This window comes from Streptomyces sp. NBC_00996, assembly GCF_045162675.1.
Classification (GTDB): domain Bacteria; phylum Actinomycetota; class Actinomycetes; order Streptomycetales; family Streptomycetaceae; genus Streptomyces.
The window spans coordinates 10,438,537-10,463,890 of record NZ_CP108723.1 but is presented as its reverse complement, the minus strand read 5'-3'; the positions used below and the strand labels follow the sequence as shown (position 1 = coordinate 10,463,890).

Annotated in this window: 19 protein-coding genes and 5 pseudogenes; 10 read left to right on the top strand and 14 right to left on the bottom strand. The window is 69.0% G+C overall.

Annotated features, from left to right (window positions below; translation table 11 throughout):
- Nucleotides 1-207 precede the first annotated feature (207 nt).
- Nucleotides 208-456, top strand: a pseudogene (locus OG390_RS48505) (hypothetical protein); the annotation flags it as partial.
- A gap of 249 nt (nt 457-705) precedes the next feature.
- Here the strand turns inward: OG390_RS48505 and OG390_RS48500 are convergent.
- On the bottom strand, nt 706-2,898 hold the full coding sequence (locus OG390_RS48500) for an FG-GAP repeat domain-containing protein (RefSeq protein WP_406177059.1): 2,193 nt from the start codon (nt 2,896-2,898) through the stop codon (nt 706-708).
- A gap of 689 nt (nt 2,899-3,587) precedes the next feature.
- Here OG390_RS48500 and OG390_RS48495 point away from each other — a divergent pair.
- Nucleotides 3,588-5,420 (top strand): AMP-dependent synthetase/ligase, encoded by a 1,833-nt coding sequence (locus OG390_RS48495; protein ID WP_406177058.1) that lies wholly within the window; start codon nt 3,588-3,590, stop codon nt 5,418-5,420.
- A 74-nt stretch (nt 5,421-5,494) separates the two neighbouring features.
- Nucleotides 5,495-5,705 (top strand): annotated as a pseudogene (locus tag OG390_RS48490) (IS630 family transposase); the annotation flags it as partial.
- A gap of 135 nt (nt 5,706-5,840) precedes the next feature.
- On the opposite strand, the pseudogene OG390_RS48485 reads toward OG390_RS48490, so the two are convergent.
- Nucleotides 5,841-6,946, bottom strand: a pseudogene (locus tag OG390_RS48485) (IS701 family transposase); the annotation flags it as partial.
- Nucleotides 6,947-6,988: 42 nt separating this feature from the next.
- Nucleotides 6,989-7,324: pseudogene (locus OG390_RS48480) on the bottom strand (DsbA family protein); the annotation flags it as partial.
- Between the two features lie 341 nt (nt 7,325-7,665).
- On the opposite strand from OG390_RS48480, the gene OG390_RS48475 reads away from it, so the two are divergent.
- Entirely contained in the window at nt 7,666-8,283 is a 618-nt protein-coding gene (locus tag OG390_RS48475) for a TOPRIM nucleotidyl transferase/hydrolase domain-containing protein (protein WP_406178311.1), read from the top strand.
- A gap of 991 nt (nt 8,284-9,274) precedes the next feature.
- The gene (locus OG390_RS48470; protein ID WP_406177056.1) at nt 9,275-9,412 is read left to right on the top strand and encodes a hypothetical protein; all 138 of its coding nucleotides are present in this window, start codon (nt 9,275-9,277) and stop codon (nt 9,410-9,412) included.
- A gap of 177 nt (nt 9,413-9,589) precedes the next feature.
- Here the strand turns inward: OG390_RS48470 and OG390_RS48465 are convergent, their stop codons facing one another.
- The 5 genes from OG390_RS48465 to OG390_RS48445 form a co-directional block, all read right to left on the bottom strand.
- Nucleotides 9,590-9,871 (bottom strand): transposase, encoded by a 282-nt coding sequence (locus OG390_RS48465; protein WP_406177055.1) that lies wholly within the window; start codon nt 9,869-9,871, stop codon nt 9,590-9,592.
- Between the two features lie 356 nt (nt 9,872-10,227).
- Nucleotides 10,228-11,340, bottom strand: coding sequence for an ABC transporter substrate-binding protein (locus OG390_RS48460; RefSeq protein ID WP_406177053.1), 1,113 nt, complete (start codon nt 11,338-11,340; stop codon nt 10,228-10,230).
- A gap of 395 nt (nt 11,341-11,735) precedes the next feature.
- Nucleotides 11,736-12,167: an SHOCT-like domain-containing protein gene (locus OG390_RS48455; RefSeq protein ID WP_406177051.1), complete on the bottom strand. Its 432-nt coding sequence runs from the start codon at nt 12,165-12,167 to the stop codon at nt 11,736-11,738.
- 20 nt (nt 12,168-12,187) lie between these two features.
- Nucleotides 12,188-12,439, bottom strand: a complete 252-nt coding sequence (locus tag OG390_RS48450; RefSeq protein WP_406177049.1) for a hypothetical protein — start codon at nt 12,437-12,439, stop codon at nt 12,188-12,190.
- Nucleotides 12,436-12,798, bottom strand: a complete 363-nt coding sequence (locus OG390_RS48445) for a DUF2089 domain-containing protein (protein WP_406177047.1) — start codon at nt 12,796-12,798, stop codon at nt 12,436-12,438. Before OG390_RS48445 ends, OG390_RS48450 begins: the two co-directional genes overlap by 4 nt.
- Before the next feature lie 91 nt (nt 12,799-12,889).
- Here OG390_RS48445 and OG390_RS48440 point away from each other — a divergent pair, with 91 nt between their 5' ends.
- The gene (locus tag OG390_RS48440) at nt 12,890-13,210 is read left to right on the top strand and encodes a hypothetical protein (protein WP_406177045.1); all 321 of its coding nucleotides are present in this window, start codon (nt 12,890-12,892) and stop codon (nt 13,208-13,210) included.
- A 52-nt stretch (nt 13,211-13,262) separates the two neighbouring features.
- On the opposite strand, the gene OG390_RS48435 is transcribed toward OG390_RS48440, so the two are convergent.
- Nucleotides 13,263-13,679 carry an ATP-binding protein gene (locus OG390_RS48435; RefSeq protein WP_406177043.1) on the bottom strand — a complete coding sequence of 139 codons (417 nt, stop codon included), beginning with the start codon at nt 13,677-13,679 and terminating at the stop codon, nt 13,263-13,265.
- Nucleotides 13,680-13,909: 230 nt separating this feature from the next.
- On the opposite strand from OG390_RS48435, the gene OG390_RS48430 reads away from it, so the two are divergent.
- Nucleotides 13,910-14,788, top strand: coding sequence for a DMT family transporter (locus OG390_RS48430; RefSeq protein WP_406177041.1), 879 nt, complete (start codon nt 13,910-13,912; stop codon nt 14,786-14,788).
- Nucleotides 14,789-14,898: 110 nt separating this feature from the next.
- Here OG390_RS48430 and OG390_RS48425 read toward each other — a convergent pair whose 3' ends face one another.
- Nucleotides 14,899-16,074: a cytochrome P450 gene (locus OG390_RS48425; protein ID WP_406177039.1), complete on the bottom strand. Its 1,176-nt coding sequence runs from the start codon at nt 16,072-16,074 to the stop codon at nt 14,899-14,901.
- Nucleotides 16,075-16,524: 450 nt separating this feature from the next.
- Between OG390_RS48425 and OG390_RS48420 the strand changes: the two are divergent.
- Nucleotides 16,525-16,951, top strand: a pseudogene (locus OG390_RS48420) (Crp/Fnr family transcriptional regulator); the annotation flags it as partial.
- A gap of 822 nt (nt 16,952-17,773) precedes the next feature.
- Here OG390_RS48420 and OG390_RS48415 read toward each other — a convergent pair.
- The 3 genes from OG390_RS48415 to OG390_RS48405 form a co-directional block, all read right to left on the bottom strand.
- Nucleotides 17,774-18,343, bottom strand: coding sequence for a hypothetical protein (locus tag OG390_RS48415; RefSeq protein ID WP_406177037.1), 570 nt, complete (start codon nt 18,341-18,343; stop codon nt 17,774-17,776).
- Between the two features lie 49 nt (nt 18,344-18,392).
- Nucleotides 18,393-20,258 (bottom strand): hypothetical protein, encoded by a 1,866-nt coding sequence (locus tag OG390_RS48410; RefSeq protein WP_406177036.1) that lies wholly within the window; start codon nt 20,256-20,258, stop codon nt 18,393-18,395.
- A 255-nt stretch (nt 20,259-20,513) separates the two neighbouring features.
- Nucleotides 20,514-21,125 carry a TetR/AcrR family transcriptional regulator gene (locus tag OG390_RS48405; RefSeq protein WP_406177035.1) on the bottom strand — a complete coding sequence of 204 codons (612 nt, stop codon included), beginning with the start codon at nt 21,123-21,125 and terminating at the stop codon, nt 20,514-20,516.
- A gap of 173 nt (nt 21,126-21,298) precedes the next feature.
- Between OG390_RS48405 and OG390_RS48400 the strand changes: the two genes are divergently transcribed.
- On the top strand, nt 21,299-21,886 hold the full coding sequence (locus tag OG390_RS48400) for an ester cyclase (protein WP_406177033.1): 588 nt from the start codon (nt 21,299-21,301) through the stop codon (nt 21,884-21,886).
- A gap of 85 nt (nt 21,887-21,971) precedes the next feature.
- On the opposite strand, the gene OG390_RS48395 is transcribed toward OG390_RS48400, so the two are convergent.
- The gene (locus OG390_RS48395; RefSeq protein ID WP_406177031.1) at nt 21,972-22,622 is read right to left on the bottom strand and encodes a hypothetical protein; all 651 of its coding nucleotides are present in this window, start codon (nt 22,620-22,622) and stop codon (nt 21,972-21,974) included.
- 1,368 nt (nt 22,623-23,990) lie between these two features.
- On the opposite strand from OG390_RS48395, the gene OG390_RS48390 reads away from it, so the two are divergent.
- Nucleotides 23,991-25,223 carry a GNAT family N-acetyltransferase gene (locus OG390_RS48390; RefSeq protein WP_406177030.1) on the top strand — a complete coding sequence of 411 codons (1,233 nt, stop codon included), beginning with the start codon at nt 23,991-23,993 and terminating at the stop codon, nt 25,221-25,223.
- Nucleotides 25,224-25,354: the final 131 nt, after the last annotated feature.

The following is a 25,354-nucleotide window of genomic DNA, read 5'->3' as shown; positions in this document are numbered from 1 at the left end:
CGGCCGACGTCAGTGGTCCCTACCTTCTTGATCGGGATGAGCGAGCCATTCGTAGGGTTGGCTCACCCAGGGGTGTCGGGTGTGGCTTTCACTGGTCTGCCGTCCGTGGCTTCTTACGATTCGCCGCCCGACACCCCCCGACGACTCGGCTGCTGATTAGGAATTGCGATCCGATCGCTGAGCAGGGACTCGCCAGCGCGGTCGTCCGTGGTGCAGGTAAGGCCGGAGCAGCGATTTACGCGCCTTCAGGAGGCGGCCGAGGTCCCGTGGTCATCAGGGAAGAAGCGGCGGGAAGCGTCGGTCAGCACCTGTAGGCGAGTCGACGGGTGGGGTAGCGGGAAGAAACTGGCCCGGCTGCGCCACCACCTCGGCGAGGCCGGACTGAGCCAGGATGCCTCGCGCGAGCGGTGGCGGGCGGCGAGGATGTTCCTGGCCGCGGACGGGGAGTCCGCCCAGGCCGCAGCGGAGACCCGCGGGCGTGCGGGACTTGATCACGCAGTTGGAGGTGACGACGTCGATCGTGTCCGCGAGCCGCGTCCCACGCTCGACCGGCGCGTGGGTGCCCGTGAGTGCGAGTACGTGGGACGGGCTCGCCCGGTCCACCCGCCCTTTCGGGGCGCGGTGGTCCGGGCGGACTGGCCGGAACCGTACGCGAAGCCGGTCGCCGGGACCCCATGGTCCCAAGTTGCCCCCGGACCGGCGCCGTTAGGAGATGCGGATGTCCGACCAGTTCGTGGCCTTGCCGACCTGCGACCGGTTGTCGAAGCCGCCGTGGCCGTTGCCCCGGTTCAACCAGGCGCGGCCGTCCTTGTCGAGCGAGATCAGGTCGGCCCGGCCGTCCCCGGACAGGTCGAGCCCGCCGACCACCTCCTTGTAGGAGGTGCCCCAGTCCTTGAAGACCAGCGACCGAGGTGTGAAGGTGCCGGCGCCGGTCCCGCTGAACCGCCACAGCTCGTTCGACGCGTCGAGGGCCAACAGGTCGTTCTTGCCGTCGCCGTCGAGGTCCCCCGCGGCGATCAGCCTCTTGTAGCCGCCGAAGCCGGACCCGGCGAGCGTGCGGGCCTTGAAGCCGCCCGCGCCGTTGTTCGCGTAGACATACAGCTTCCCGGTCGAGGCGGACCGGGTCACCAGGTCGGCCCGGCCGTCGCCCGTCACGTCGCCGGGCGAGACGACCGCGTCGTACCCGCTCCAGTCCGAGGAGACCTTGACGTGGAACGACTGCTGGTCGGGCAGCCCGCCGCAGATCGTCGGGTAGACGCGGGCCTCGCCGTTCGGGTAGCGGACGAACACGTCGTTGCAGCTGTCGCCGTCGAAGTCGCCGAACGGCAGCACCAGAGTGCCCGTCGGCCAGCTGCTCGCGCGCTGCCCCGCGGACAGCTTCGTCACGTCGCCCGCGTACACCTTCAGCCCGGTGCTGTCCCGGCCGAACAGGTCGGCCTTGCCGTCGTCCGTGTAGTCACGCCACTTGGGCAGCGCGCGGCTGGTGGTGGTGGCCTGGTAGACGCCGTCAAGGACGGTGCTGTTCGTCTCGGTCCGCTTGTACTCGTCCCACAGCACGACGGGCCGGCCGAGCGCGTCGGCGGCTACCTGCGGCGCCCCGGTGAACTGGGCGCTCGTCGCGCTCAGCCGCCGCGGGGCGGACCAGGTGCCGCCCTTGAAGACGGCGGCCCTCGTGTACTCCTCGTACGAGTAGCCCTCCCGCCACGTCACCGTGACCGTGCCGCCCGAGGTGGCGGCCGCGCCGATCGCGCGCACCTTCTTGTGCGTGGAGAAGCCCTGCGTGTACGGCTGCCAGACGCCGGTGGCCGCGGAGCGCACCGCGTACCAGGGGCCGGTCGAGTAGCCGGGCCCACCGGCGACGAAGAGGTCGCCGTTGGGCAGGTAGACGGGCGCCGTCATCCCGTACGTGCTGCCATAGTTGGCGGCGGACCGCGGGGTGCTCCACTGGGTGGCGCCGGCGGGTCGGCGCGTGTGCATGAGATGCGCGAGGTTGTCGTAGAACACGTCGAAGCCGCCCTGCGGACTGGCGAACACCTTCGGGCGCGCCAGGTCCACGGCCGGGACCGGAAAGCCCTGGACCGCGGTCCAGGCGGTCGCGCCGGGAGCCTTCTCCAGGGCGACGACGGCCTTGCTCGCCTGCCACTGCCACACCAGCAGGGCGGTGCCGTCCTTGGCGAGGGCCAGGTCCATGCTGGAGATGTCCCGGCTGCCGGACGGCGGCTGCTCGTTGAGGTCGGCCGGAGCGGTCCACGCGGCCTGCGGGCCGGACTTCTCGGCGGCCTTCACGACACCGGAGACCGACCACACAGCGATCAGCCGGCCGTCGGGGGCCGCCGCCAGGTGGTGGTAGCCCTTCTCGGGGACTGCGGCAACGTACTCGGGCTCGGAGAAGGCGGTCGCGCCGGGCGTGAGGGTGGCCACCTTCAGCCAGTAGTTGTTGTGATCGTCGACGCGCTTGGCCCGCCAGACCAGGCGCACCGAGCCGTCGCCGAGCGAGACCAGCTCGGTGTTGTACCCGCCGGCGTCCGGCCAGGTCTGCGGGGCGAGCCAACGGGTGCTCTCGGCGGCCCGGATCCGGGTGGAACGCGAGAGCCCGTCGCCTGTGAGGGAGACGAGCGCGCCGTTCCCGGCCGACACCAGGGCGTTCAGCCCGCCCGATGCGGAGGCGGGGTTGGCGTTCGGGGCGTGCAGGGTGCGGGTGCCCCACGGGCCCGGCGTACGCGTCCCGACGGCGGCCGGAGCGGTGTCGGCGGCCGTGGCGGTGGTGCCGGTGGCCGCGGCCGTGGCGGTGGTGCCGGTGGCCGCGGCGGTGGTGTGGGCGGCGGCCGGGGCCGCGGCCCCCAGGGTGAGAACGGGAGTGAGCGCGATGCCGAGCACCGCGCGGGACTGCGAAGTCATGGGAATGCCCCCCCGGGCAGGGCGTATCCGGTGGCACGGATTCGCCGGTCTGTTCGAGCAAGTCAGGCGCAGCGTATATCAACCAAGATCGTCCCGCGTGGGAGATTTCCCTCCCCCTTCCCAGAGAAGTTCGGCCAGCGCGTGCCTCGCGCGCGGCACCTCGCGCCCGTCGGGCGACGAACCGGCTTCTCGCGGGGCCTGCCCGGCCCGAGGCGAGGAACCCGGATCTTCTCCAGCACCCGCACGAACTGGGTGCAATCCACTCGCTGCCCCGGCGTGACGATCCGGGACAGCGGGCGACAGTGCCCGTCGGCACTCATGTGGATCTTGCTGCCTCGGCGCGGTCGCCACATCGTAGACGTCGTAGGCGACGGCCGCGGCGATAGCAGCTTGCCGCCGACCTTGGCGGTCGACCTGGCCAGGTCAATGGCTCCGGCGTCGCCCACGGCTCGTCGAAGGGGATGTTCGAGGTTCGCGCCCGGCGCGCTCGACTACGGCAGCAGGTCGATCTTGGCTCCCTTGTTCCCCGTGAAGGGGGCAGGTGTTCCCCGTGAAGGAGGCAGCTGCGGTGCCCGGCCGTGACGATTTTTAGCATGGTCAAGCCCCTAGGCAGCCACATCAGTGGCCGGTATTTTTCGCCTCCGGCCGTCGCGGGACGGGGCACGGCGGTGGTTCAACGAGGGGGTACCGTGCGCGACTTCAGCCTTCCGCCGATCGTGGGGCCCCTGCCAACGGGTGGTCTTGCGGACTCGGTGTACGACGTGGCCGAACGCGACCCGAAACTGTTACAGCTGTCCCGGCGCAGCAGCGGGCCGGACGGTGACGAGTGGCTTCCGGTGACCGCGGCCGAGTTCCGTGACGAGACCATGGGGCTGGCGAAGGGGCTGTTGGCCGACGGTGTGCGGTTCGGAGAGCGAGTCGCTGTGATGTCCCGGACGCGCTACGAGTGGACGCTGTTCTGCTATGCGCTGTGGTCGATCGGCGCGCAGGTCGTGCCCGTCTACCCCACCTCCTCCGCCGACCAGGTCCGCTGGATCCTGTCGAACGCGCAGGCGGTGGCCGTCGTGGTCGAGCACGAGGACCACGCCATGACCGTGGGTGCGGCCTGCGACGAGCTGCCGCTGCTTCGCTCGATCTGGCAGCTCGACGCGGACTGCGTAAGGCGGCTGACGGACCAAGGAGAGGACGTCCCGGACACCGTGGTGCACCGTCACCGCCGGGCGGTGGAGCCGCAGTCGGTCGCCACCATCGCGTACACCTCGGGCACCACCGGACTGCGGCCCAGGGGCTGCGTGATCACCCACACCAATCTCGCGGCCGAGTGCGACACCCTGTACGAGGGCTGGCAGGGGATCCTCGCCGAGGCGGGGGAACAGCCGTCCGTCCTCGCGTTTCTGCCGCTGTCCCACATCTACGGCCTGATGGTGCAAGTGGTCTGCATGCGGGGCGGCATACAGCTGGGACACCAGCCCGACCTCGCGCCCGCCGCGCTGTTGCCCGCCCTCGCATCCTTCCGGCCGACCTACGTCTTCGCCGTGCCGTACATCTTCGAGAAAATCTTCCACAAGGCGCGTCGTACGGCCGAGGAAGCGGGGCGGGGGGATCTGTTCCGGCGGGCCGTTGACGTCGCGGTGCGCCATGCCGAGGAGGTCCAGCTTCGGGACAAAGGCCAGGGCCCGGGGCCGGGGCCGATGCTCAGGGCCGCGCACGCGGTCTTCGACCGTCTGGTGTACGGGCGGCTGCGAGACGTGCTCGGCGGCCGAGTCCGCCATGCCACCTCCGGCGGGTCGACCCTCGACCGGGAACTCGGCCTGTTCTTCGCCGGGGCCGGCATCACCATCCACGACGGATACGGGCTCACGGAGACCACCGCCGCGGTGACCAGCCAGCCGCCGGGCCGCCCCCGGTTCGGCACTGTGGGCAGGCCGCTGCCGGGCTGCGCCGTCCACATTGCACGGGACGGGGAGATCTGGGTCCGGGGCGATGTCGTCTTCTCCGGCTATCACGACGATCCCGAGGCCACCGAGGCGGTACTGCGCGGCGGCTGGCTCGCGACGGGCGACATGGGCTGTCTCGACGACGGCCATCTCGTGATCACCGGACGCAAGAAGGACATCATCGTCACCAGCGGTGGGAAGAGCGTCAGCCCACAGATTCTGGAAGAGCGGCTGCGCCGGCATCCCCTGATCTCCCAGTGCCTCGTGGTCGGCGACAACCGGCCCTTCATCGCGGCCCTGATCACCCTGGATCCTGAAGCGTCGGAGCACTGGCACCGATTGCGCGGGAGGCAGTCGCCGCCCGCGCAGGGGGTGACGGCCGACGACGAACTGCACGCGGAGATCCAGCGGGCCGTGTCCGTGGCGAACAGCGCGGTGTCGCGGGCCGAGTCCATTCGGGCGTTCCGGATACTTCCGGCCGAGTTCAGCATGGCCGACGGCCTCATGACACCGTCGCTCAAGTTGCGGCGGGGCGCGATCGTGCGGGCGTACGCATCGGATATCGAGGAGTTCTACGCGCCCTAAAAGTATCTTTTTTTCCTGGCAAGGTTGTTTGAGAAGTGGGAGGTCGGCCGCGGTATGGGTTCGCGCCGAGCCAGCGTGAGGCACACTTCGGACCGCTGAGGCAGTTCACCATCGCCAACTCCACCCCCAACAACACCGTGCAGACCCAGGCAGTGGACGCCCGCCGACGCAACGCCCACGCCCCGCCACCGCGACGTCCTGGCCGCCGAAAGCAAGGAACGCGCCTGCATCCGCAGTGAGAAGGGCATCCGCTGGGGAGGACGCCCTCTCAAAACCGCAGCCTGACCGCAACCCGGCGAACGTACGCGGTCACACCACTAGTAGGGCTCCGTTAGGTTGCTCTGGCTCTGGGTTTCTGGCTGGTGGTGGGTGTTCTGGGCAGGGGGCGGTGGCAGGTGGTGCAGGTGCCGGTCCAGCAGTTCAGCAGGTCTTGGATGGTGTCGAGGATCTGGTAGAGGGTGAGTCCGCTGTATCGGCTTTTGGGACCAGGCGCTGTTCGGTGAGGAAGCCTGGGCGGCGGTGACGAGGGTGACGTGGTGATGCCGGCCGGTCCAGGAGCGTCCCTCGAAGTGGTCCAGGCCGAGGCCGTGCTTGAGTTCGCGGTAGTCGTGCTCGATGCGCCAACGGATCTTGGCCAGGCGGACCAGTTCGGCGACCGGGATGTCGGCGGGCAGGTTGGACAGCCAGTAGTCGGTGGGTGCCTCGGCGCCGTCGGGCCATTCGACCAGCAGCGTGACCTCGGGCAGGACACCGTCCCAGCAGCCGTCTTGCGCGGTGGCGGCGGCCTGGGCCAGGCGGCGGGCTCTGACCCCGGCCGGCCGCACCCGCAGCGCCAGGAAGTGCGAGCGCATCGGTCCGCGGGAGCCCTGCCGCCAGGTCACCTCGGTGAAGGCCTGCCGCCCATGGCCGGCCGCCGGCGCGGCCACCGCCGACGGCTTGTCCCGGTAGCGGGGCTGCGGCTTGCGGCCGTTGCCCGACCAAGGCGGCGTGACCGGCTCGGCATCGTGCGGGTGGACGGTCACGTCCGAGCGGACCGCGACGACATAGCCGATGCCCCGGCTATCCAGCCCGTCGCGGAAGTCGGCGTTCTGGCCGTAGCCGGCGTCGGCCACCAGCACCGGCGGGACCATGCCCCATTCGGCCAGATCGTCGATGCTGTCCAGGGCCAGGCGCCACTTCTCCCGGTGCCCGATCTCCTGCGGAATCCCGGTCTTGCGCCGGCGTATCGGATCGTCCGCCCACTCCTGGGGCACGAACAGCCGCCACTGCAGCGGACACGACGCGGTGTCGGAGACCGCGTGCACGCTCACCGCGACCTGACAGTTGGCCTGCTTGCCCAAGGCTCCGCAGTACTGGTGCGCAACTGCCACCGACATCCGGCCGTCCTTGGGGAACGACACGTCGTCGACCGCCCAGGCATCCGGGCCGATCAGCGGCACCATCCGCTGCGCGATCCGCCGCCGCACCGGCACCGGATCCCACGTCGACTGGTTCACGAACTGCTGCAGGTTCAGGGTGTCGGTGTCCTGCGCTCCGGGCAGGCCGTACCTGCCGTCGATGACGATGAACGGCGCACCGGTGGCGCCCAGCCGCCGAGCCTGCCGAGCCTCGTCCTGCACCTGTCGCCGGTAGCGGCCCTCAGTGAGCGCCGACCGGGTCTCGTCGCGGTCCAGGCCGAGCTCGTCGGCCAGGTCGAGCAGCTCGTCGAGGCCGAACACCGGCCGGGCCTGGCCGAAGTACGCCCAGCGCACAGGCCGCAATGTTGGAGCACCACCTGTCCCGAGGTCGCCCTCCAGCACAAGTACGCCACACTGCGCACCATCGAGGCCCAGGGTCGGCTGTTTCTCCGGTACCTGCCGTAGGGCGGTTTCACCTCCTGGAGCAAGGTGAGTGCCGTCTTCCATGCCTCGGACCGCTGCCCCGGCGACTGGTGGCGGGCAGGCCGGGCGGCCCGGCTTTCGCGCCGGATGGGCGCGGGGTTCCACTGCTCCGGGTCGGGTGGTGGTCTGGTTCGACTGATCACGGAACTGGGTTGTGCCCGGTGGACACAGCTGGACTTCTCCATTGGGAAGCCGCTCCGGCATCCGAGCCCGAGACTCCGCCGGCGTCGAAGCAGTGCGGCGTGCGCCGGAGTTGCGTGATGGGACGGATTGATGGCTGTCTCGGTGAGGAGGGCGTCGTGCATGTCGAGTGGGACTGTCGAATATTCCGTGCCGTGCCGTCGGTCGAGGTGCAGACTCGCTCCATGGCGGACATGGGGGCATTCCGGGACGCGGTCAGTGGCTGGGCGAACGGCGGTCCCGGCGGGCCGGCGAGTGAGCTGGCGGTGCGGTTGGGGGTGCGGACGGCGGTGCTGCTGGAAGGGCCGAGTGATTTCGCGGCCGTTGAGGCACTGGCGGCACGGCGTGGCCGGGACCTTGCCGCCGAGGGGGTGTGTGTCGTGTCGATGGGCGGGGCGATGAGCGTCGGCCGGTACGCCGGCCTCCTCGGACCGCCCGGCCTTGGCCTGCGCCTGGCAGGACTGTGCGACGAGGGCGAGCAGCGCTTCTATGACCGCGGCCTGAAGCGGGCACGGGCGCCGCACCAGGGCTTCTTCGTGTGCGTGACAGACCTGGAGGACGAGCTCATCCGCGCGCTGGGCACAGCAAGAGTCGAGGAGACCATTCGGGCCGAAGGCGACCTCCGCGCCTGGCAGACCTTCCTGCATCAGCCCGCACACCACGGTCGGCCCCGGCAGCAGCAGTTGCGGCGCTTCCTCGGCACGAAGAAAGGCCGCAAGATCCGCTACGGCCGCCTCCTCGTCGAGGCCCTTGACCCCGAACAGGTACCGACCCCGCTCGACGATCTCCTCACAAGCCTGTGACCCCCGCACGAGGACGCGGTCACAGCCCGTCCACCGACAGCACCGCGACATCCGCGATCGACAGGATCAACAGCTCCTTCAGCTGGAACGAGACCTGCCTCACGGCCCCGAACTGTCAGCCCAACTCCCTTGACCACGGATCATCTTGGGCCTACTCCAGGTCCAGCCCGGAGACGCTCAGCCGTTCCTCAGAATTGCCGCGTCGGAACCGCAATTCGTACCGGTCGCCTGTAGCGTCATCGAAATCCTCTGGCTCGGATGGCCACCGGATACGACAGCGCCCCGTCTCCGGCATTCCAGCTGCCGGGGACAGGGCGCTCGCATGCTACTGATCTTGGACTCGTGATGTCGGTCGGACCGTGCGTGGTTCTAGGCTGGCGGGATGACGGGATGCCCAGGCTTCGGTGTGCTGTTGGCGCGGTTGTCAGATCACCGGAAGCTCGACATTGGTGCCCTGTCTCGGCTTGCCGGGATCCCTGGACCCGAGCTCCGGGCGGTGTTCGAGGGCGCGGCGCCGAGCCCGTCGCTGCTGCGGCAGCTCGCACCGGCGCTCAATCTGCGCGCCGCAGACCTGTTCGCGCTCGCAGGGGCGGCGGTCCCGGATGAGCCGGCCCCCTTGGACGCAAAGGCCAGGGGGAGGGTCCCCCACCTCGTGCGGGATGCCATGTGCCTGGCACCGGAGCAAAGACGCCGACTACGCCAGCTCGTCCTGGCATTGCCGCAGGAGACTTGCACGCAGCCGGTTCAGACACCGCGTGTGTACGAGCACTATGAGCCGGGTTTCGGTGGCGTGCTCGTACGCATGCTGACCAACCGGAACCTGATTGGATGGGTACGGCCCGGACGTTCTTGCACCTGACCGGCCGGTACTGGTCTGCCTCCACGTATGGGATGGTGGGCCACGGTCGCAAGGAGCTGACCCCCGACCTGCTGGCCGACTTCGCGACCGTGCTGGGCATCCCTGCCGACGACCTGGCCGTCCTCAAACGGTATGGAACTGCCGGATGGCACCCCGTCGCAGAATCCGGCGGCGGCCGACGTGGCCGAGCTGATCTGGGACGCCCGACGCCTGACCGCCGCCCAGGTGCAACAGGTCAGCGACGCAGCGGAGTCCATGCGGCAGGAGTGATCGGATCATGTCTTCGCCGGATGCAGCCGGTTGATACATCTCGCCACGGCGTCACGGGGGTGATGTCCGTGACCGCGCCAGGATGGACTGCGAGTGCCATGCCCGTTCCGGTGAGGCAGCCGTCCATCACCGCTGGCCGATATTGCACCATCTTGAGCTTGCGCCTGACCGCCCGAGTTACCTGGCCGAGGTCGACGGCGGCGAGATTGCCGATGTCGCGCTTGAGGAACGACCAGATGCCGTCGTCGGGTTCAAGTCCGGTGCGCAGGCTGGCAGTTGGAAGAAAGTGAGCTGGTCGGCGCGCGCGGTGATGAACTCGCGCAGTGGCTTGGACAGGTGCAGGCGCACGTTGTCCCAGACCAGTACGATCGGGCCGCCGAACTGGATTCGGTCCCGGATCAGCAAGTCGCGGTAGTCGCACCAGCCGAAGCCCTTGGGCTGGTTCTTGCTCCGGAGCACTCGCGAACCGAGTAGAACAGCCGGCGCCCAGCCCTCACGCCGCTGACGCTCGACCGACCGCTCCGACACCCGTAGCGCAGTGACCACTGGCCTTGGTCGTCTCACCGACCTCAAACCGGTTCACGCGTCCAGCCGCCGCATTCCCGGACGGCCCGCTCCGAGCCAGTCAAACCCCCGCGCTGCGCATACCTAACAGATACAGCCCCACAGGGCGCTGGCGTCCGCTTCCGTCGAACGCCCCAGCCGCTGCCCACGGCGACGGCGCCGAGGACCACGCCGGCGCTCGATTGCAGGACGCTGCCGACGACGTGCCCGATGAGCACGGACCGCGGTGGCAGTCGGACCTCCGTGCTCTCTCAGCCGGCGTGAAGGATCCGAAAGCGATCGGGTGCCGCCGGATCTCGATCAACGACTTGGATGGGCGTCCAAGCCCATTGCCAAACGCTGATGCCTGGCGTGCGGGAGAACTGGATCTGCCCGCGGGTGCCTTCGACTGCAACGCGCGGCCAGGATTCGGCAGTGCGCGCCCGGTCCACGCCGTGAGAACGCAGCACATCGGCGAGGACGGCGACCGTGTCGTAGCCCTCGAAGGCGACGAAGGAGGGCGCTTCGGCCAGCCGCTCGCGGAGGGCCGTCTCGACTCGTGCACCAAGTGGGCTGAGGCGCTCGGGCAGGTAGCGCAAGAACGGGATCGCGGCGCTGTCGTCGCCCAGCAACGTCGCCCATTCGGCGAACTCCGGTTGCCCGGCCGGAGCACCAATCATGATCTCGGCGAGGCGCTGGTCGCGGCGGACCGACTTGACGATCGACACTGCCGGCTCCGGGTGGCCGACGAGAAGAAGGAGGGCTGTCGCGCGATTGTCGACGAGTTCGTCGCACACGGCCGTGGGGGCGAGCGAGCGCAGGTCGAGTTCGATGACGGTGCCGCCGCGCGGAGCGAGGTAGTCCCGCAGAATGCGGACCCCAGATGCCCAGTAGACACTCGACTCGGCTGCTACGGCGATGCGACTGTAGCCCGCGCCGAGGAGAAAGTCTGCGTAGATCTGCCAGCCGTGGGACTGCGCCGGGGCGAGGCGCGCGACCCATTCCGTTGGCTGTTCGGTGAGCGCGTCGAGAACCGCTGACGAGCAGAGGAACGGCAGGCCGAGGGCGTCGGCCCTGGCGGCAGCGGCGCGAGCGACGACGCTGTGATACTCCCCCGCCAAGGCAGCCACGCCCAGGCGAGCCAATTCATCTACGGCCGCTGCGGCCCTCTGCGAATCAGCCGCGGTGTCTCGGACCACCAGCTCGAGTGGTCTGCCGACGATCCCGCCGGCGTCATTGACTTCGCGAACGGCCAGCTCGAGTCCAGCGAGCAAGTGTTGGCCTGCCTCGACCCAGCCAGGCCGAGTCAGCGGAACGAGAGCGCCGATCTGGACGGATGATCCGTCAGTCCGCTCCGCCCCAAGTGGCGATGGTGGCGTATTCATGCGTTGGCGTCTCCCGTGTGACGATTCGGCTGCAGCTTGCCCGGATCGCAGAGTGGCAAGGCCCGGTAGTACGCGTTCATCTCATCTCGCCGTGCGGGCGCACCTGGGTGACCATGCCGGACATTGCATCCACCACCATCGCCAACAGGCAACCGATTATTTGTGCGCTGAGCTGCCAGGCTTCAAGAAACCTTCGTTTATTGAAGATCGCCGGTGTGAATGTGGATCACTCCGCCGTCGGGGCCAGTGAGCCGCAACACCCATTCACCCCAGGGCTCAGGTTCGCGGTGGCCGGGCCGGACAAAATGCGGCTCCGTCGAGTGACGGATGGAAGGCCCGCGGCGGCCGGCCGCCGACGCCGTGGTCTGGGCGGGCGTCCGGCGCCGTGGCGGGTGTCACTCGCAGAACACCTGCACCTTTCCGTCGGGATCTTCGACGTCGACGTTGACGTCGTCGAGCTGCTCGATGAGCTCCTCAATGTGCTGCGGCTTGAGCTCCGTGAGGTCGATCGGTACCCCTGACTTGCTCAGCTCTGCATTGATCTTGGTGAGCGCCTGCGGAGGGATGAGGCTCGCGAGCCGAACCCCGGCGCGCAGCAGCTGTAGCGGGATCTGGACGTTGACCCGGCTTGCCCCGTCTCCGCCGGAGTCATCCGCCGAGTTCACCACCACGCGCAGGTACTTGGCTCGGGGTTTCGGACGGGGCGTGGCTGCCCGCGGCGACTCGGGCTGTTCTCGTCCGAGGGCGTCGATCAGCCGCTCGGCATCGTCCGCGGTGATCTGGCCCTCGGCCAGCATGTGCAGGATCTGGCGGCGCTGCTCGTTCATTATTGCTCTTCCCCTCTGGCTCATCTGACGCTTACCAGCCAGGCCGTTCGGCCCTGCTCGATCTCGATCCGGGTGCCGGGTAGCGCCCACAGCAGTTGCCCGGTGCCACGCAGTGCGCCCACTGGGCTCACCTGGGTGGCGAGGCATGCGACCAGCACGGCGAGCAGAAGCAGCGGTGACAGCACCAGCAGTACCGGCACGACCGGGATGTACAGCCGCCGCCGGTGGCCGTCGGGACGGCGATAGCGCACTGTCACCAGCTGCGGGATCATCGGGTTCGCTCCAGCTCGGCCAGCGCCTCCTGCGCGCTGATCTCCCCACGCTGCAGGCGGTCGATGACGTCGGCGCTGGTGGGCGCAGGGTTGGTGTCGATGAAGTCGAGGTGTTCGGCGATCCGTTTCAGCCGGGACTTGATCGTCGGGTAGCTCACCCCGAAGATCCGCTCCATCTCCTTGATCGAACCGTGCACCTGTACGAACGCGGCAACGAACACCTGGTCGTCGCCGCTGAGCTGTGCCAGCTGCGGCGGCTCGAATTGGCCCTCGACCGCGACGCCGCTGCCGACGAGCCGGACTCGCTCGACCACGAACGGCTGCCCCTGCGTCAGGTCCGTCAGTTCCTGCCAGTCCACCCTCGGCTCCCTGCGCTCGGCGGCACGCTCTTGATTCAATTGTGCATTGAGTTTTTTAAGGTGTCAAAGCGTAAACCTTAATTTTTTTGATTTGATCTTCGATAACCTGGACCTGCCGACTCCCGGCGTCGTCCGCGACCCGCGGTGTCCCCGTGGGCCACCTACGACTGCTACGACGGCGTCCGGCACCTGTTCGTCGCACCTGTTCGTCGCCCACGACCTGACCCGCGACCGATTGTTCGGGCACGTCAAGACCCGCAAGAAGCGCACCCAGTTCCTGGACCTCTACCGCTACCTGGGCAGCGTGTATCCGCCGGACGTGCGCATCGCGATCGTCTGCGACATCTACTCCCCGCACCTGTCCACCAGCGTCGACCGGCGCGTCGGCGACTGGGCCGCGGCAACAACGTGAAGGTCGCCTACACCCCGACGAACTCCTCGTGGCTCAACCGCATCAAAGCCCTTCATCGCGCTGCGCTACTTCGCCCTTTGCCCTGCTGGTTCTTGGCGTGGGCGAGGCGGTAGGAGTCGGTTCCGGTCGCGATGATGTTGCCGCCGAACACATAGCGGACCCGGAAGCCGACCACCGCGGCTGCGGTGCCCAGCGCGATCAGCAGGTTCGACTTGCCGGTCCCGGAGTCCCCGATCGGGCAGAGCGGCTCCCCCTTCTTGGTCCATTCGCAGCAGGCGAGGGGATGGCGGCCGGGTCGATGCGTGGGGTTGGGGGCGAAGTCGAAGTCCTGCAGCGGCTTCTGCCGTGGGGGCCGGCCGCCTTGATCGGGCGCTCGGAGCGGTGGCGAGGCCCGGTCGTACTTCCGATGACTCCAGCCACAGCGTGCGGCCGGCTCAGGCCCGGTGATCACCTTTGCCTCGCGCGGCACAGGGCAAACCCCCGACCGCGTCACAGAGGCCGACACCACCCGCCAGGGCGCGGCCGAAGCCGGCGGGACATCCCAGGTGCAGGGATGTTCGGTGCAGCGGTCGCCGTCGCAGGGCAGAGCCTTGCGGCACACGGTCGTGGGCTTCGAGCGTGGCAGACGCGCTCACCACGTCTGCGCAGTGGTGGCGAGTCGATCAAGTACCGTGCGGCAGGAGAGGGAGGAGAATCCCTGTGCAGACCACCCTTGCTGTGCTGTTCGCCCTGATGGCGGCGGTCAGCAATGCCCTGGCCACCGTTCTGCAGCGGTACGCGGCCCGCACGGTGCCCCTGTCCGTGGGGCTGGGGCCGGCTCTCATCGGGGAGCTGCTGCGCAAGCCGGTGTGGCTCGCAGGGTTCGGGGCGGTGATCGCGGCGGCACTCTGCCAGGCGCTGGCCTTGCTGAACGGCGAGCTCTCTCTCGTCCAGCCGCTGTTCATCCTGGAACTGCCCTTCGCGCTGTTCATCGGCGCGATGGTGCTGCGCCGGCGGCTGCCGCGGCGCGGCTGGCTCGCGGTGGGCTGCATGGTGGTGGGGCTGGGCATGGGGCTGTGGGCGGCCTCGCCCAGTCCCGGGGTGGACCGGCCGCGTACGGGAGTGTGGGCGATGGCGCTGCCCAGTTGCGTCGTGGCCGTGCTGCTCCTGCTCGCGGTCGCCGTGCGGCGCCCGGCGGGACGGCTGCGCGCCGCCTGTTTCGGTCTGGGGGCGGCTATCTGCTACGCGCTGACTGCGGGGCTGCTGAAGGATGCCACGCAGGTGTGGAATACCGACGGCGTGGCTGCCTTCTTCACTTCCTGGCAGACGTACGGCTTCGCGCTCGTCGGGGTGGCCGCTGTCTTCCTCCTGGAGAATGCTCTGCAATCGGGGCCCCTGGTGGCCTCTCAGCCGGCGCTGACTTTGGGGGACGCGACGGTGAGCCTCACCCTGGGTGTCACCGTCTTCGAGGAGCAGCTACGGGGCGGTTGGTTCGTGCTGCCCATGCTCCTGGGGGCGCTTCTCGTCGTGTGCGGCGCGTTCATTCTCGTCCGCGTCCCGCTGATCCACACTCTGGTGGCACCAGACGCTCCCCACTGATCAACTGAGTATCAGGGCTTGCAGATAGTTCGGACAAAGAAGGTCCTCCGCCTCTGCAAGACCGCCATCACGTCACCGACGCACCGGGACAGCACTTCCAGGGCACCGTGTCAGCCCCAGAGGACGTGAACGGCCTGCGGCTTGCGAAACACCAGGCCCCGTATTTCGGGCGTCGGGTGGTCCGGGTCGAGCCCGAGTCCCGGCAGGCGCTCCAGCAGCTGTCGAAGGGCAACGCGTGTCTCCAGGCGGGCCAGATGCGCGCCCACGCAGTAGTGCGGCCCCTGGGCGAAGGCCAGCTGCAGGCGCGCGTTGTCCCGCCGTATGTCGAATGCGTCCGGGTCCTTGAAGACCTCCGGGTCCCGGTTGGCGCCGGCCAGCGACACGCTGACCAGGTCCCCGGCACGTACGGTCACCGGGCCGAGCGTGGCGTCCCGGCTGGCATACCGGTCGACCACCGTCGCGCCAGGCTCCAGGCGCAGGGACTCCTCGATGGCGCCGTCGAGCGGTTCCGGACCGCCGTCGAGGACCGCGGACAGCTGCGCAGGGTCGTTGAGCAGGTGGACAAGGAGGTTGGCGATCATCGCCTCCGTCGTCTCCAGGCCTCCGAACAGCAGTACGGCTGCGTTGGACGCCACTTCGGACAGACTCAGCGCCCCCGCCGCCGAGGCAAGCAGCGACGTGCTGTCCGGGCCGCCGATGGTGTGCTCCACTGCCACCTTCAACTGTTCGTACGCGGCGGCCCCGTCCGGGCCGGGCGCCTGGCCCGCCGTGATCCGGGTGACTGCGTTCACGATGGCGTCATACCAGCTCAGTACTGTGCCGGTGGCGGTTCCGGCGAGGCCGAGCGCCTCCGCCATGACGGCGACGGCGAGCGGCCCGGCGAAGTCCCTTCGCAGTTCCGCCGCCCGCTGCGGGATCAGGGCGTCGATCAGGCGGTCCGCCTCCTGTTCGGTGAACTCCGTGAACCGGCCCAGCACCTCCCGGGGCCGGAAGGGGTCGGTGAACGGCGCCCGGTGCCGAGCGTGTTCGGCGCCGTCGAGCGACAGCATGCTCGGGCCGACCACTTGCGCGGTGGAAAACCGGGGGTCGTCCACGGTGAATGCTTCCGCGTCCCGCATCACTTGCGTCGCCAGGTCGCGCCGGGTGACCAGCCAGCCGCCCAGCTCGGGCAGCCACGAGACCGGTTCGCGGGCGCGCAGCAGCGCCAGCCGCGGGTGTGGGTCACGGCTCAGCTCGGCGAGCGTCGTCGCCGCGCCCAGCGGAAAGGCGGTGACGCGGTGCGTCATCCCAGCCTCCATCCTCAGATCGGAACGTAGGCGGTCAGCCGGTCCTTGGCCTCCTCCGCCGAGTTGACCTTGCCCTACCCACCCAGCACCTCGACTGCACCAGCCCGGCCGTCAAGAGGGCGCTCGATCCGGGCATCGGCGCGGTCGACAGCGGCGGCCGCCTCCACCGAGGGTGCCGGTCGGCAGGACGTCACTGGAAAGCAACGTGGTGAACCGCCATACGTAGGCGACCAAGCCGGTCGGGCCGAAGAGCGATCGGGACGTGCGGCCGGGCAGACGCTTCCCGCAGGCGCCGTACGCCCTCTGCGCCGGTGGCAGAGGCAGTCGACCGGCGTGGAAGCACTCGCCCTCTCATGGTCTGCCTCGCTAGGTGGATCTGCACATCCAAGAGGCGAACACGCCCCTTTCACGCGGTTCCCGGCCCCCGTCCGTGGCTGTTTGGCTTCGGAGCAGCAGAACAAGCCCATGAACCGCAAGGGCGAGGCCGGCGTCCCCCTGCAGGCCGGGCACGTGGGCGAGGCGACCCTCTCCGGCGGCTTCGTCGACTACGACCTCGTGCCGCGCGAGTACGAACTGTCCCTCACTCAGACCGTGCTGCGCGTCCACACCCGGGTCGCCGACCTCTACAACACCCCTATGAACCAGACCGAGCAGCAACTGCGCCTGACCATTGAGGAGATCCGCGAACGCCAGGAGTGGGAGCTGTTCAACAACCGCGAGTTCGGGCTGCTGCACAACGTCGACTACAGCCAGCGCATCAGCACCTTTTCCGGTCCCCCCCACGCCGGACGACCTCGACGAACTGCTGTCGATGCGCCGCAAGACCCGGCTGTTCCTGGCCCATCCGAAGGCGATCGGGACATTCCGATGCCGTAGATGACGAACGGGAGGACCCAGACGAACGTGAACAGCGTGACGACGACGGTGATCACGGCCATCAGGGGATTGGTGGCGAGACGCCCGTCGACGAATCCGGTCAGAACGGATGCCGGGAACACGGCGACGCCGGCGATGATCGCCAGTATCGACCCGAAGGGCTTGGCGGCGCGTCGCAGCAACTCCCCACGGGCAGGTGGACGGGCTGCGGCGATGAACAGGCCGACGACCACCGGGAAGGTCACCGAGAGCACGAGGACGTTGGTCCAGGACTGGTTGAGACGGTCGTTCGCGACATCCCCCGCGGATTGCGCGAGTTTGTAGGAGAGCGTCACCCACAGGACGGCAGCCAGACCGACGATGGTGCGGATCTTCTGGATGCGGGCCACCACCGCGTCGTCGACTCGGCCCGGCCGCGACGGCCTCAAGACCTTGCGCCCGATCGCGATGGGACCCACGGCGCGCCACAGTCTGCGGAACGGCCCCACCCGACGCACAGGCGGCGGCACCGGCTGCCGATATCCCGGGTGCGGAGGTTGGGGATAGGGGGCGCGGCGGGTAACCACCCTGCTGCGGAGGCGTGTTGTACGGGTAGGGGCCCTGAGGTGGAGGAGGTACGTTGCGTACGTAAGGGTCGTACGGCGGCTGGCCCTGCGGGTTCCAGGCGTTCATCTTCTTGGCTCCCCCGATTCACGACTGATGTGACGGACGCGTCGGCGCAGTGCATTGGTTGCACCCGGGAAGGATGTTCTGTTCGGCCGGGGCGGCCTGACGGTCCGTTGTCGACGTGTCGGCGCGAAGGCGCGATGGAGACGGGGTGAATTCAGCGGGGATTCTGCTCCACCTCCGCGAAGCCCTCCTCCCGGCTCCACCGAAGCCGCATCAGCCATTCGGTGGAGACCCTGGTGAAACGCAGGTGCTGCGGATCGCCCACTGCGGCGACCTTCGTCCAGCCGTCGAAGTCCTTGGTGAGCTTCGTGTCCCACCGCGACAGATTCCGGCTGCCGACCCCGGCAATCGATTCCGTCGGCGGTTCGCCGTCCGCGCAGTAACGACCCCAGTTGGCCATGACCGCAACCGTGCTGCCGAACGCCTTCAGCGTGATGCTCTGGCACGGCTCGGACGCGGTCCGGTACACCAGGCGCGGCTCACTCCATGCCCCGGCTCGCGCGTCCTGGTGCTGCTCGAGGAGCCCACGCCCGGCAGCGTAGGACACGCCCACGCGGCGGCCATCGGCCAGCTCGATCTCCTCGTCGAAGCGAGTGTGCGTCGGCGAAGTGACGGTGGCAACGGCCTCCTTGGCCCGAGCTCCCGGCCGCCCGCAGCCCACCGAGACCGTCAACAGGACCGCCACCCCGGCCAGGGCCGGCAGCCGGCCACCACGCACCCTCATGTTCCTCCCCCATCCACGCCACCCGCGGTTCCGCACAGCGGTCGCCCCCTCAGCCGGCAGCAAGCAACGTTCGGGCCAGGGTGCGAAGTTCTTCGTCCGGATGGCCTTGTCCTGAGAGGGGCGAGTCAGTGAGCAGGCGGAGTGGAGAGAAAAAGAAGGAGCGAAGGGTGGGGCTGAGCGCTTGTGGGACATGGCCGGTGGCGGCGAGCGCCTTGAGGGCGCGGAGGCCGACCGGGGTGGGGCCGACCAGTTCGACGAGGACGGGGACGGCGCGGTCCGTGGATCCGGTGATCCAGTGGTGGGCCTCGGCGGCCGCCATCCGAGTCCACTCGTACCCTGCCCCCAGCAGAGGCTCGATGAACGGCAGCAGTGGAGCAGCGGCGCTGCCCAGCGGCTGCAGGCTGCTCAGGTACCAGTGGGTCTGGCCCCGGGCCGAGAGCAGCTCCTCGAAGGCGCGAAGCGCCGCACTGGCGTTACCAGTCAGCTGATAGTGGGCCACGGCCGCCGCGGCACTCAGCGAAGAGTCGGTGCTCTGCGCGGCGTTGCACAGCAGGTCGGTGATCTCCTGTGTCTGTATGCCGATGAGCCCGAGCTGGCGGGCGGCGACGATGGCCGCGCGGCCGGTCTTGAGGCAGTCGACCAGTTCGGGCTGGGCTCTTCGGGCGGCGGCACCGAACGGCGCCAGAGCCCCGACAAGGGCGATGCCCGTGTTCCCGGTGGCGCCCGCTGCCAGCTCACGGCGGATCACCGGTATCAGCTCGTCGGCCGCCTCGGGGAAGTGCCGGGCCGCCGCTGCGAGCAGTTGGGCACTGGGGCGGCGCAGCACCAGCTCCGGGGCGCGGGGGTCGCGGGAACGCACCAGAGCCAGGAGCGCCGGCTCGGCGGTCTCGTCGTCGGCACCCGCGTACCGGTGCAGCGCGTCCCGCAGGTCGGCGCCCGGCTCGGGCAGGTGCTCGATCCAATGGCCGATCGTGCGGAGGCGGCCTGCGAGGGCGCGGGCGTCCTTCTGGTGGGGCAGGGCGGCCAGCAGCAGGTCCAGGACCTCGGGCTCCTGGTCGCGCCAGGTCTCGGCGATCTCCTGGGCCAGCCAGGAACCGCGCGAGCCGAGGTCTCCGGCAGCGATCCAGCGGGCGGCCACGGCGAGGCCGGCGACCGGATCCCGGGTGAGCAGGCGGGTCAGCTGCTCCTCCTGGGTACTGGTGCCCGACCACGGGAAGTCGTCGTCCCCCGGGTCGGGTTCGGCACCGTCTTCGGCGATGAAATCCACGAGCTCAGCCGGGTACGGCGGCCCGGACCGCTCGGCGCCGAGCATGGCCGCCGCCAGCCTGACCTCGGGCAGCGGGCTGTCGAGTGCCGCCGTCTCCCGGCCGAACCGGGCCAGGACGACCATCGCGTCCGCCCGCACCGCCGGGACGGGATCGGTGGTGTACAACCCATCTACCTCCGCCACGACGGAGGCCCGTAGCTCGGCCGGGAGTAGCTCGGCCACGGCGGCGACCACCCGGAGCGCTGCTCGGCGCACCCCCCGTTCAGCATCCCTGAGACAGGGCAACAGGTCCGGGAGCACCCGGCAGAGCTCGGCGCAGATCGCGGCGACCGAACTGCCGGGCCAGCGCGGCGAGTCGACGTACGCCGGATCGTGGTCGGCCAGGACGGCGAGCAGCATCAGCAGCTCATCACGCTTGCCCGGGGCGTGCCGCGCGGCGTGTGCGAGGAAGGGGACGGCGGGTGCCGAAGCCGGGTAGACCGTGCCCTGGTGGTGGATGTTGCCGTAGAGCTCGTAGATCGCCTCGCCGGCCGTCTCCTCATCGTCCTGATAGAGCGCTCTGATCAGCTCAGGCACGTCCTCGGCCGAGCCGTAGGCGTGGGTCAGGGCGTGCCACTGGACGTTGTCCAGTTCGGCCGGAGACTTCATGGTCCGCGCTCCTCGTCTGATCAGGTGCGCCGACCATACCGATCACTGCTGACAATGCTGCAGCGAAAGGAACCCATGCGGACCTCCTGCGGGTCCCCTGGGCCGGAACCCAGCTCGGTTCAGCCGAGCAGGCCGTAGGCTGCCGGAACGGTCAGGGAGACAGGGCTGGACCCCGACCGCCCTCATCGCTGCGACCAACTGGAGGTCGACGGCATCTACTTGATGCGCTGCCTGCCAGGGACTCACCGAGCGGTGTCAGCACAGTGTGGCTACGGCCGTGCGGTAGAGCAGTTCCTCGACCCGGTCCCACGGCCAGCCGTTCTCGACCACCAGCGTGCGCCAGCCGGTGGGGCCGAACCAGAACCACAGGAGGTCTGCCGTCTCGTCCACCGGGTAAGGGGGCCGCGGAGTCAGGGTGTGCAAGTGGCGCGCGGCGGCGTGGAGCGCATCTCGGTATTCGGCAGTGGCGCGCTCCCACAGTGCCTCCCCGTTTTCGTGGACGGGCAGTGCTTTGCGGATCGCCTCGTGCACTGTGAACTGCCCCTCGTTGCCCATGCGCGTGCCACGAGCCAGTGCCTTGAGGACCGTCTCGGGTGTGTGGAGGGTGAGCAGCTGCTGCATGGCCTGTTCGTAGCCGGAGTCGACCACGCCCTGGTCGACGATCTGATCCAGGATGTCGCTCTTGCTTCCGACACTCGCGAAGACGGTTTTCGGCGCGACGCCCGCTGCCGCCGCGATGTTCGCGACGGTCACCCGCCCGTAGCCACGGTCGGCGAACAGTTCGGCGGCCCGCTGCAGGATCAGCGCGCGCGTCCGCGCAGCAGCCTGCTCACGCAACGGGGAGACGTAGGGGCGCTTGGGCGGCATCTCGCCATCCTAGCCAGAGTGATCCCACCATTGCCCTATTCATTATACGCCCTATAACCTCAATTGCGGCCGGCCGAAACGACCGGCGCAGACAGCGGGCTGCTCCCTGCGCACTGCGGGCACCCATCAAGCCGACCGATGCCACAGCACAGACCGCACAGCAGGCGAAAGGCATGGACACCATGGGAATGGACCCCACGGACCTGGCTCACGGACTCTTCCGGATCCTCGAGACCGGGGATCCGGCACTGGCCGCCGACATGGTGGGTGAGGACTTCCACAACCGCGAAGCCGCCGTGGCACCTCCGGCATGCGCGACCGCAGGACCGGCAGGGGTTCTCGCCTCCGGTGCCTGGATGCGGTCGGCCTTCAGTGACCTGCGTTTCCCCGTCCTGGGCATCGCCCAGAACGACGACCAGGTCTGGGTACGACTGCGCATGCAAGGCCGCCACACCGGCCCGTTCGTACGCTTCCGCGACGGCGCCCTCGACCAGGCCATACCCCCCACCAGGCGCGAGATCGACTTCGAACAGATCCATGCGCTCACCCTCCGTGACGGCAAGGTCGTCGCGCACGAGGCCGTGCGCGACGACATCACCATGCTCGGCCAACTCGGCGTCTTTCCGCCGTCCCCGGCCATCGCCCTGCGCATGCTCGCCTGGCGAGTGACCGCACGCGCCGCACGCGCGGCCGACCATGTCACGGCACAGGCGGCCGAGGCAGCCACCCTGCTGCAGAACAAGATGGAGGAGAGCCACTGAGTCCCGCCCGGTTCGCGCCATCGTCTTTGGCGTTGCGGGACAGCTTCCGCTGAGCCTTCGCAAGGCGCACACGGCCAGGATGGAGTCAGGGGATGCGCAGGCCGGCGACGGCCTGCTCCTGTGCCTCGATCACGGACTTCTCGTTGGCCTGAGAACCGACGGTCACGACCTGAACGATGTGGTCGTCATTGAGGACGGAGCGAGTCGTGGCGAACTTGTGGTCCCCCTTCGTGGAGGAGAGACGCACGTCGAGGGCGGGGTGGCCATCGACCGTATTGTGCTTCTGACTGGTGACGGAGGCGCCGCCCCACTCGTCGGCCATTCCCTGACGGGTGCCCTCAGCAGCATCCTCGAGCTGAGCCGGCCCGGCTCCGTGTACATCCATGACGAGGAAGTACATAAACCCGTCAGAGGTCGGCACGGCGTAAACGCGCGCTGGGTAATCGCCGGCTTCTTCTTTGGGGACCTCGCGCATCTTGGGCTTTCCGGGCAATTTGAATGTGATACCGCTGGTGGCATCGGTGGTCTCCACCCACTTCACCCCGGAGGTGGCGGTGCCGTGGTGATGGTGACTGCTGAGCCCGGCTACCGTCGCCGTCTCGGTGCCGAAGTGCGGCGTCGCCGGGGCGGCGAGAGCACTGGTGGGCAACAGCACTCCCGCAGCCAGTGCGGTCGGGGTGGCAAGCATCAGAAGGCGCTGCGCGAGGGAACGGTGAGTCACTGAAATCACTTCCATTGAGAAAAGCGTGAATTTAATGTCGCCGGCCCTGTCATTCGAGACGTTGTGACATGGGGGCCATGTTCACCATGGGGCCAGGGCCTTTTCTGGACAATGCGGGCAGGCCACCTGCTCTGCATACCCACGTCTCAATTAAGCCCGGCAGATCGAATCGCGTCATGCCCCTTCATCGAGTAACACGAGAACTCGGGACTTGACAGACAGCTGTAGTCGCTGTGTAGCACCAAGCGCCGTCGCACCGTCAGCGTTTCGACCACGGCCAACCGCAGGACACAGCCTTGGTGGTCAGCGACCCATCCAGAACTTCGTCCGCACCTTCATCTCCCGCCGCGACGTATCGCTCTCCACCGGACGACGGCCACGGCCGGCCTCGCTGTATGCCGCAGTCGAGGACGAAGAACCCCGTAAGAAGTCCGAACCGACACGACACACGACCGCCGACCACCGAGGTCCGGGGGCCCGGAGGGATCGCGCCCCCGGCGCTCCCACGGAACGGAGCGGGAGAACACAGTTCCGATGCCTGCACCACGGAAGTACCCGGACAAGCTGCGTGAGCGGGCTGTCTCTGAACAACGCCGAGGTATAGAAGACTCCTCTACAGGCGGCAGTTGTATCGCTGAGGACGCCGCAGGCCGCCGCTGATCTTCCCGGCGTCACGAGGCACTGACACGACACCGCCGAAGCGGCGAGACGGTCTCCGCGGACGACGTGGCGATTGCTCAGCCAGGTCTCCAGCCGTTTGCTGCCGATCCGGCGAAGGGCAGCGGGAGGTCTGGCAGCGGGTCGCCAAGGCGGCCAGGCCAGTGTTTGGTCAGATCCAACGCCCGTTCCGGGCCAGGAAGATACCGCTGAGCTGGGCGCGAAGGCCGTTGACCGTGCGGGTGCGGTCGGCGACCAGGTCCATACGCCGTCGCCGACCTGTGAGGATCTTGAGATCGGTGACGGCCTCGTCGATCGCGACGCGGTGGTGATGGGTATTGCCTGCGTCGATGCCGGCCCAGATCGCGGCCCTGAGATGCCTCCGAGCGGTTGCTGATACTGCCTCCCACGGAGTGGCGTGACCAGCACCTTCGCAACGGACCGTCAGTGACAGTCGTACCGAAACACGTACGGCAGATCCGGCCCCGGACACTCCCGGCAGACGAAGAAGTACATTCCCCCAGCGTCCCCAACCGGGCGCCGGCGGGGATCACCGCCGCCGACCTCGACCACCGCAACTCGTCCCGGGGGCTGGGTTGGGACCGTGCTGTGCCGTGAACGGCCGTGGGCCCGGCCGTAATTCGCTTGACCTGGCCTCGGGTCAAAGCTGCACTGTGGCGGGGCCACGAGTCGTGGTGCCGATACGCCGGGGAGGCAGCGGCAACTATGGAGATCCGTTCCACGACCGACCAGGACCTCGACGTCTTCGTCGACACGCTCCATGCCGCGTTCGGGCGCTTCCCGGAGCCCCCGCCCGAGGGCGGCGGGGTCTGGTGGTCGGCGTTCGAAATGGACCGCAACCTGCTCGCCATGACGGCGGACGGGCGACCCGTCGGTACCGCCGGTGCGTACTCCTTCGAACTCACCCTGCCCGGTGAGATCCTCGTGCCGACCGCCGGGGTGACCGCCGTCGGCGTCCTGCCCTCGCACCGACGCCAGGGCGTGCTCAGCGCGATGATGCGGCATCAGCTCACCGAGCTGCGGGCCCGAGGGGAGTTCCTCTCCGTACTGCTGGCCTCCGAGGCCCTGATCTACGGCAGGTTCGGCTACGGACCGGCGACCTACACACAGCGGCTGACGGTGCCGCGCCACCAGGCCGCCTTCGCCCTCCCCCGGGCGCGTAGCACGGCCGACGCCCCGGCGACCGTCTCGGACACCGGCTCGGTCGAGGTGCTGCGGCGTGCCGAGTGCGCCGAGATCCTGGAAGAGGTCTACGACCGATACCGCCGCGCACAGCCCGGCGCGCTGTCCAGGCCGCACCGCTGGTGGGCCTCGGGCGCGGGACATCCCCCGGTCTCTCCGGCGCCGCGCTACGTCGCCGTCCATCGGGACGCCGACGGCGTCCCGGACGGGTACGCCGTCTACTCGTTGGCCGAGCCCGACACCTTGAAGGTCGACGAGACCATCGCCACCGACGACGCCGTCTTCACGGCCCTGGCCCGGTTCGTGCTCGGACACGACCTGGTCTCTCAGGTCGTGTTCAGGCACGTCCCGCCCGAGCACCCGCTGCGCTGGCAGCTTGCGGACTTCCGCGCCGGCCAGGTCAGCGAAGACACCGACTGGCTCTGGGTGCGGCTGCTGGACGTCCCGCGTGCGCTGACCGCGCGCGGCTGGTTCACGGACGGCGCGCTCGTCCTCGACGTCGACGACCCGTTCCTCGGCGAGCACGGCCGCTACCTGCTGACCGTCCGGGACAGCAAGGCCGACTGCGTCCCGACGGACCGGGAGCCCGACCTGTCCCTGGACGTGAGCGACCTGGGCTCGGTCTACCTCGGCGGCACCGCCCCGAGCACGCTCGTGCGTGCCGGACACATACGGGCCCACCGCCCGGGCGCGGCCACCCTCGCCGACGCCCTGTTTCGCGCCGAGCGCTCCCCGCACTGCCTGCACTGGTTCTGACCGCGCGCTCGCCGACCCTGCACAAGTCTCGTTAAGGGGCTACAAGGGCGCTTCAACGGTGCTTGCTTCCTGCGCGGTGAGTGCTCGGCCATAGTCACCCGTCGCGGCGGATGCTCCCGACGCGCGAAGGG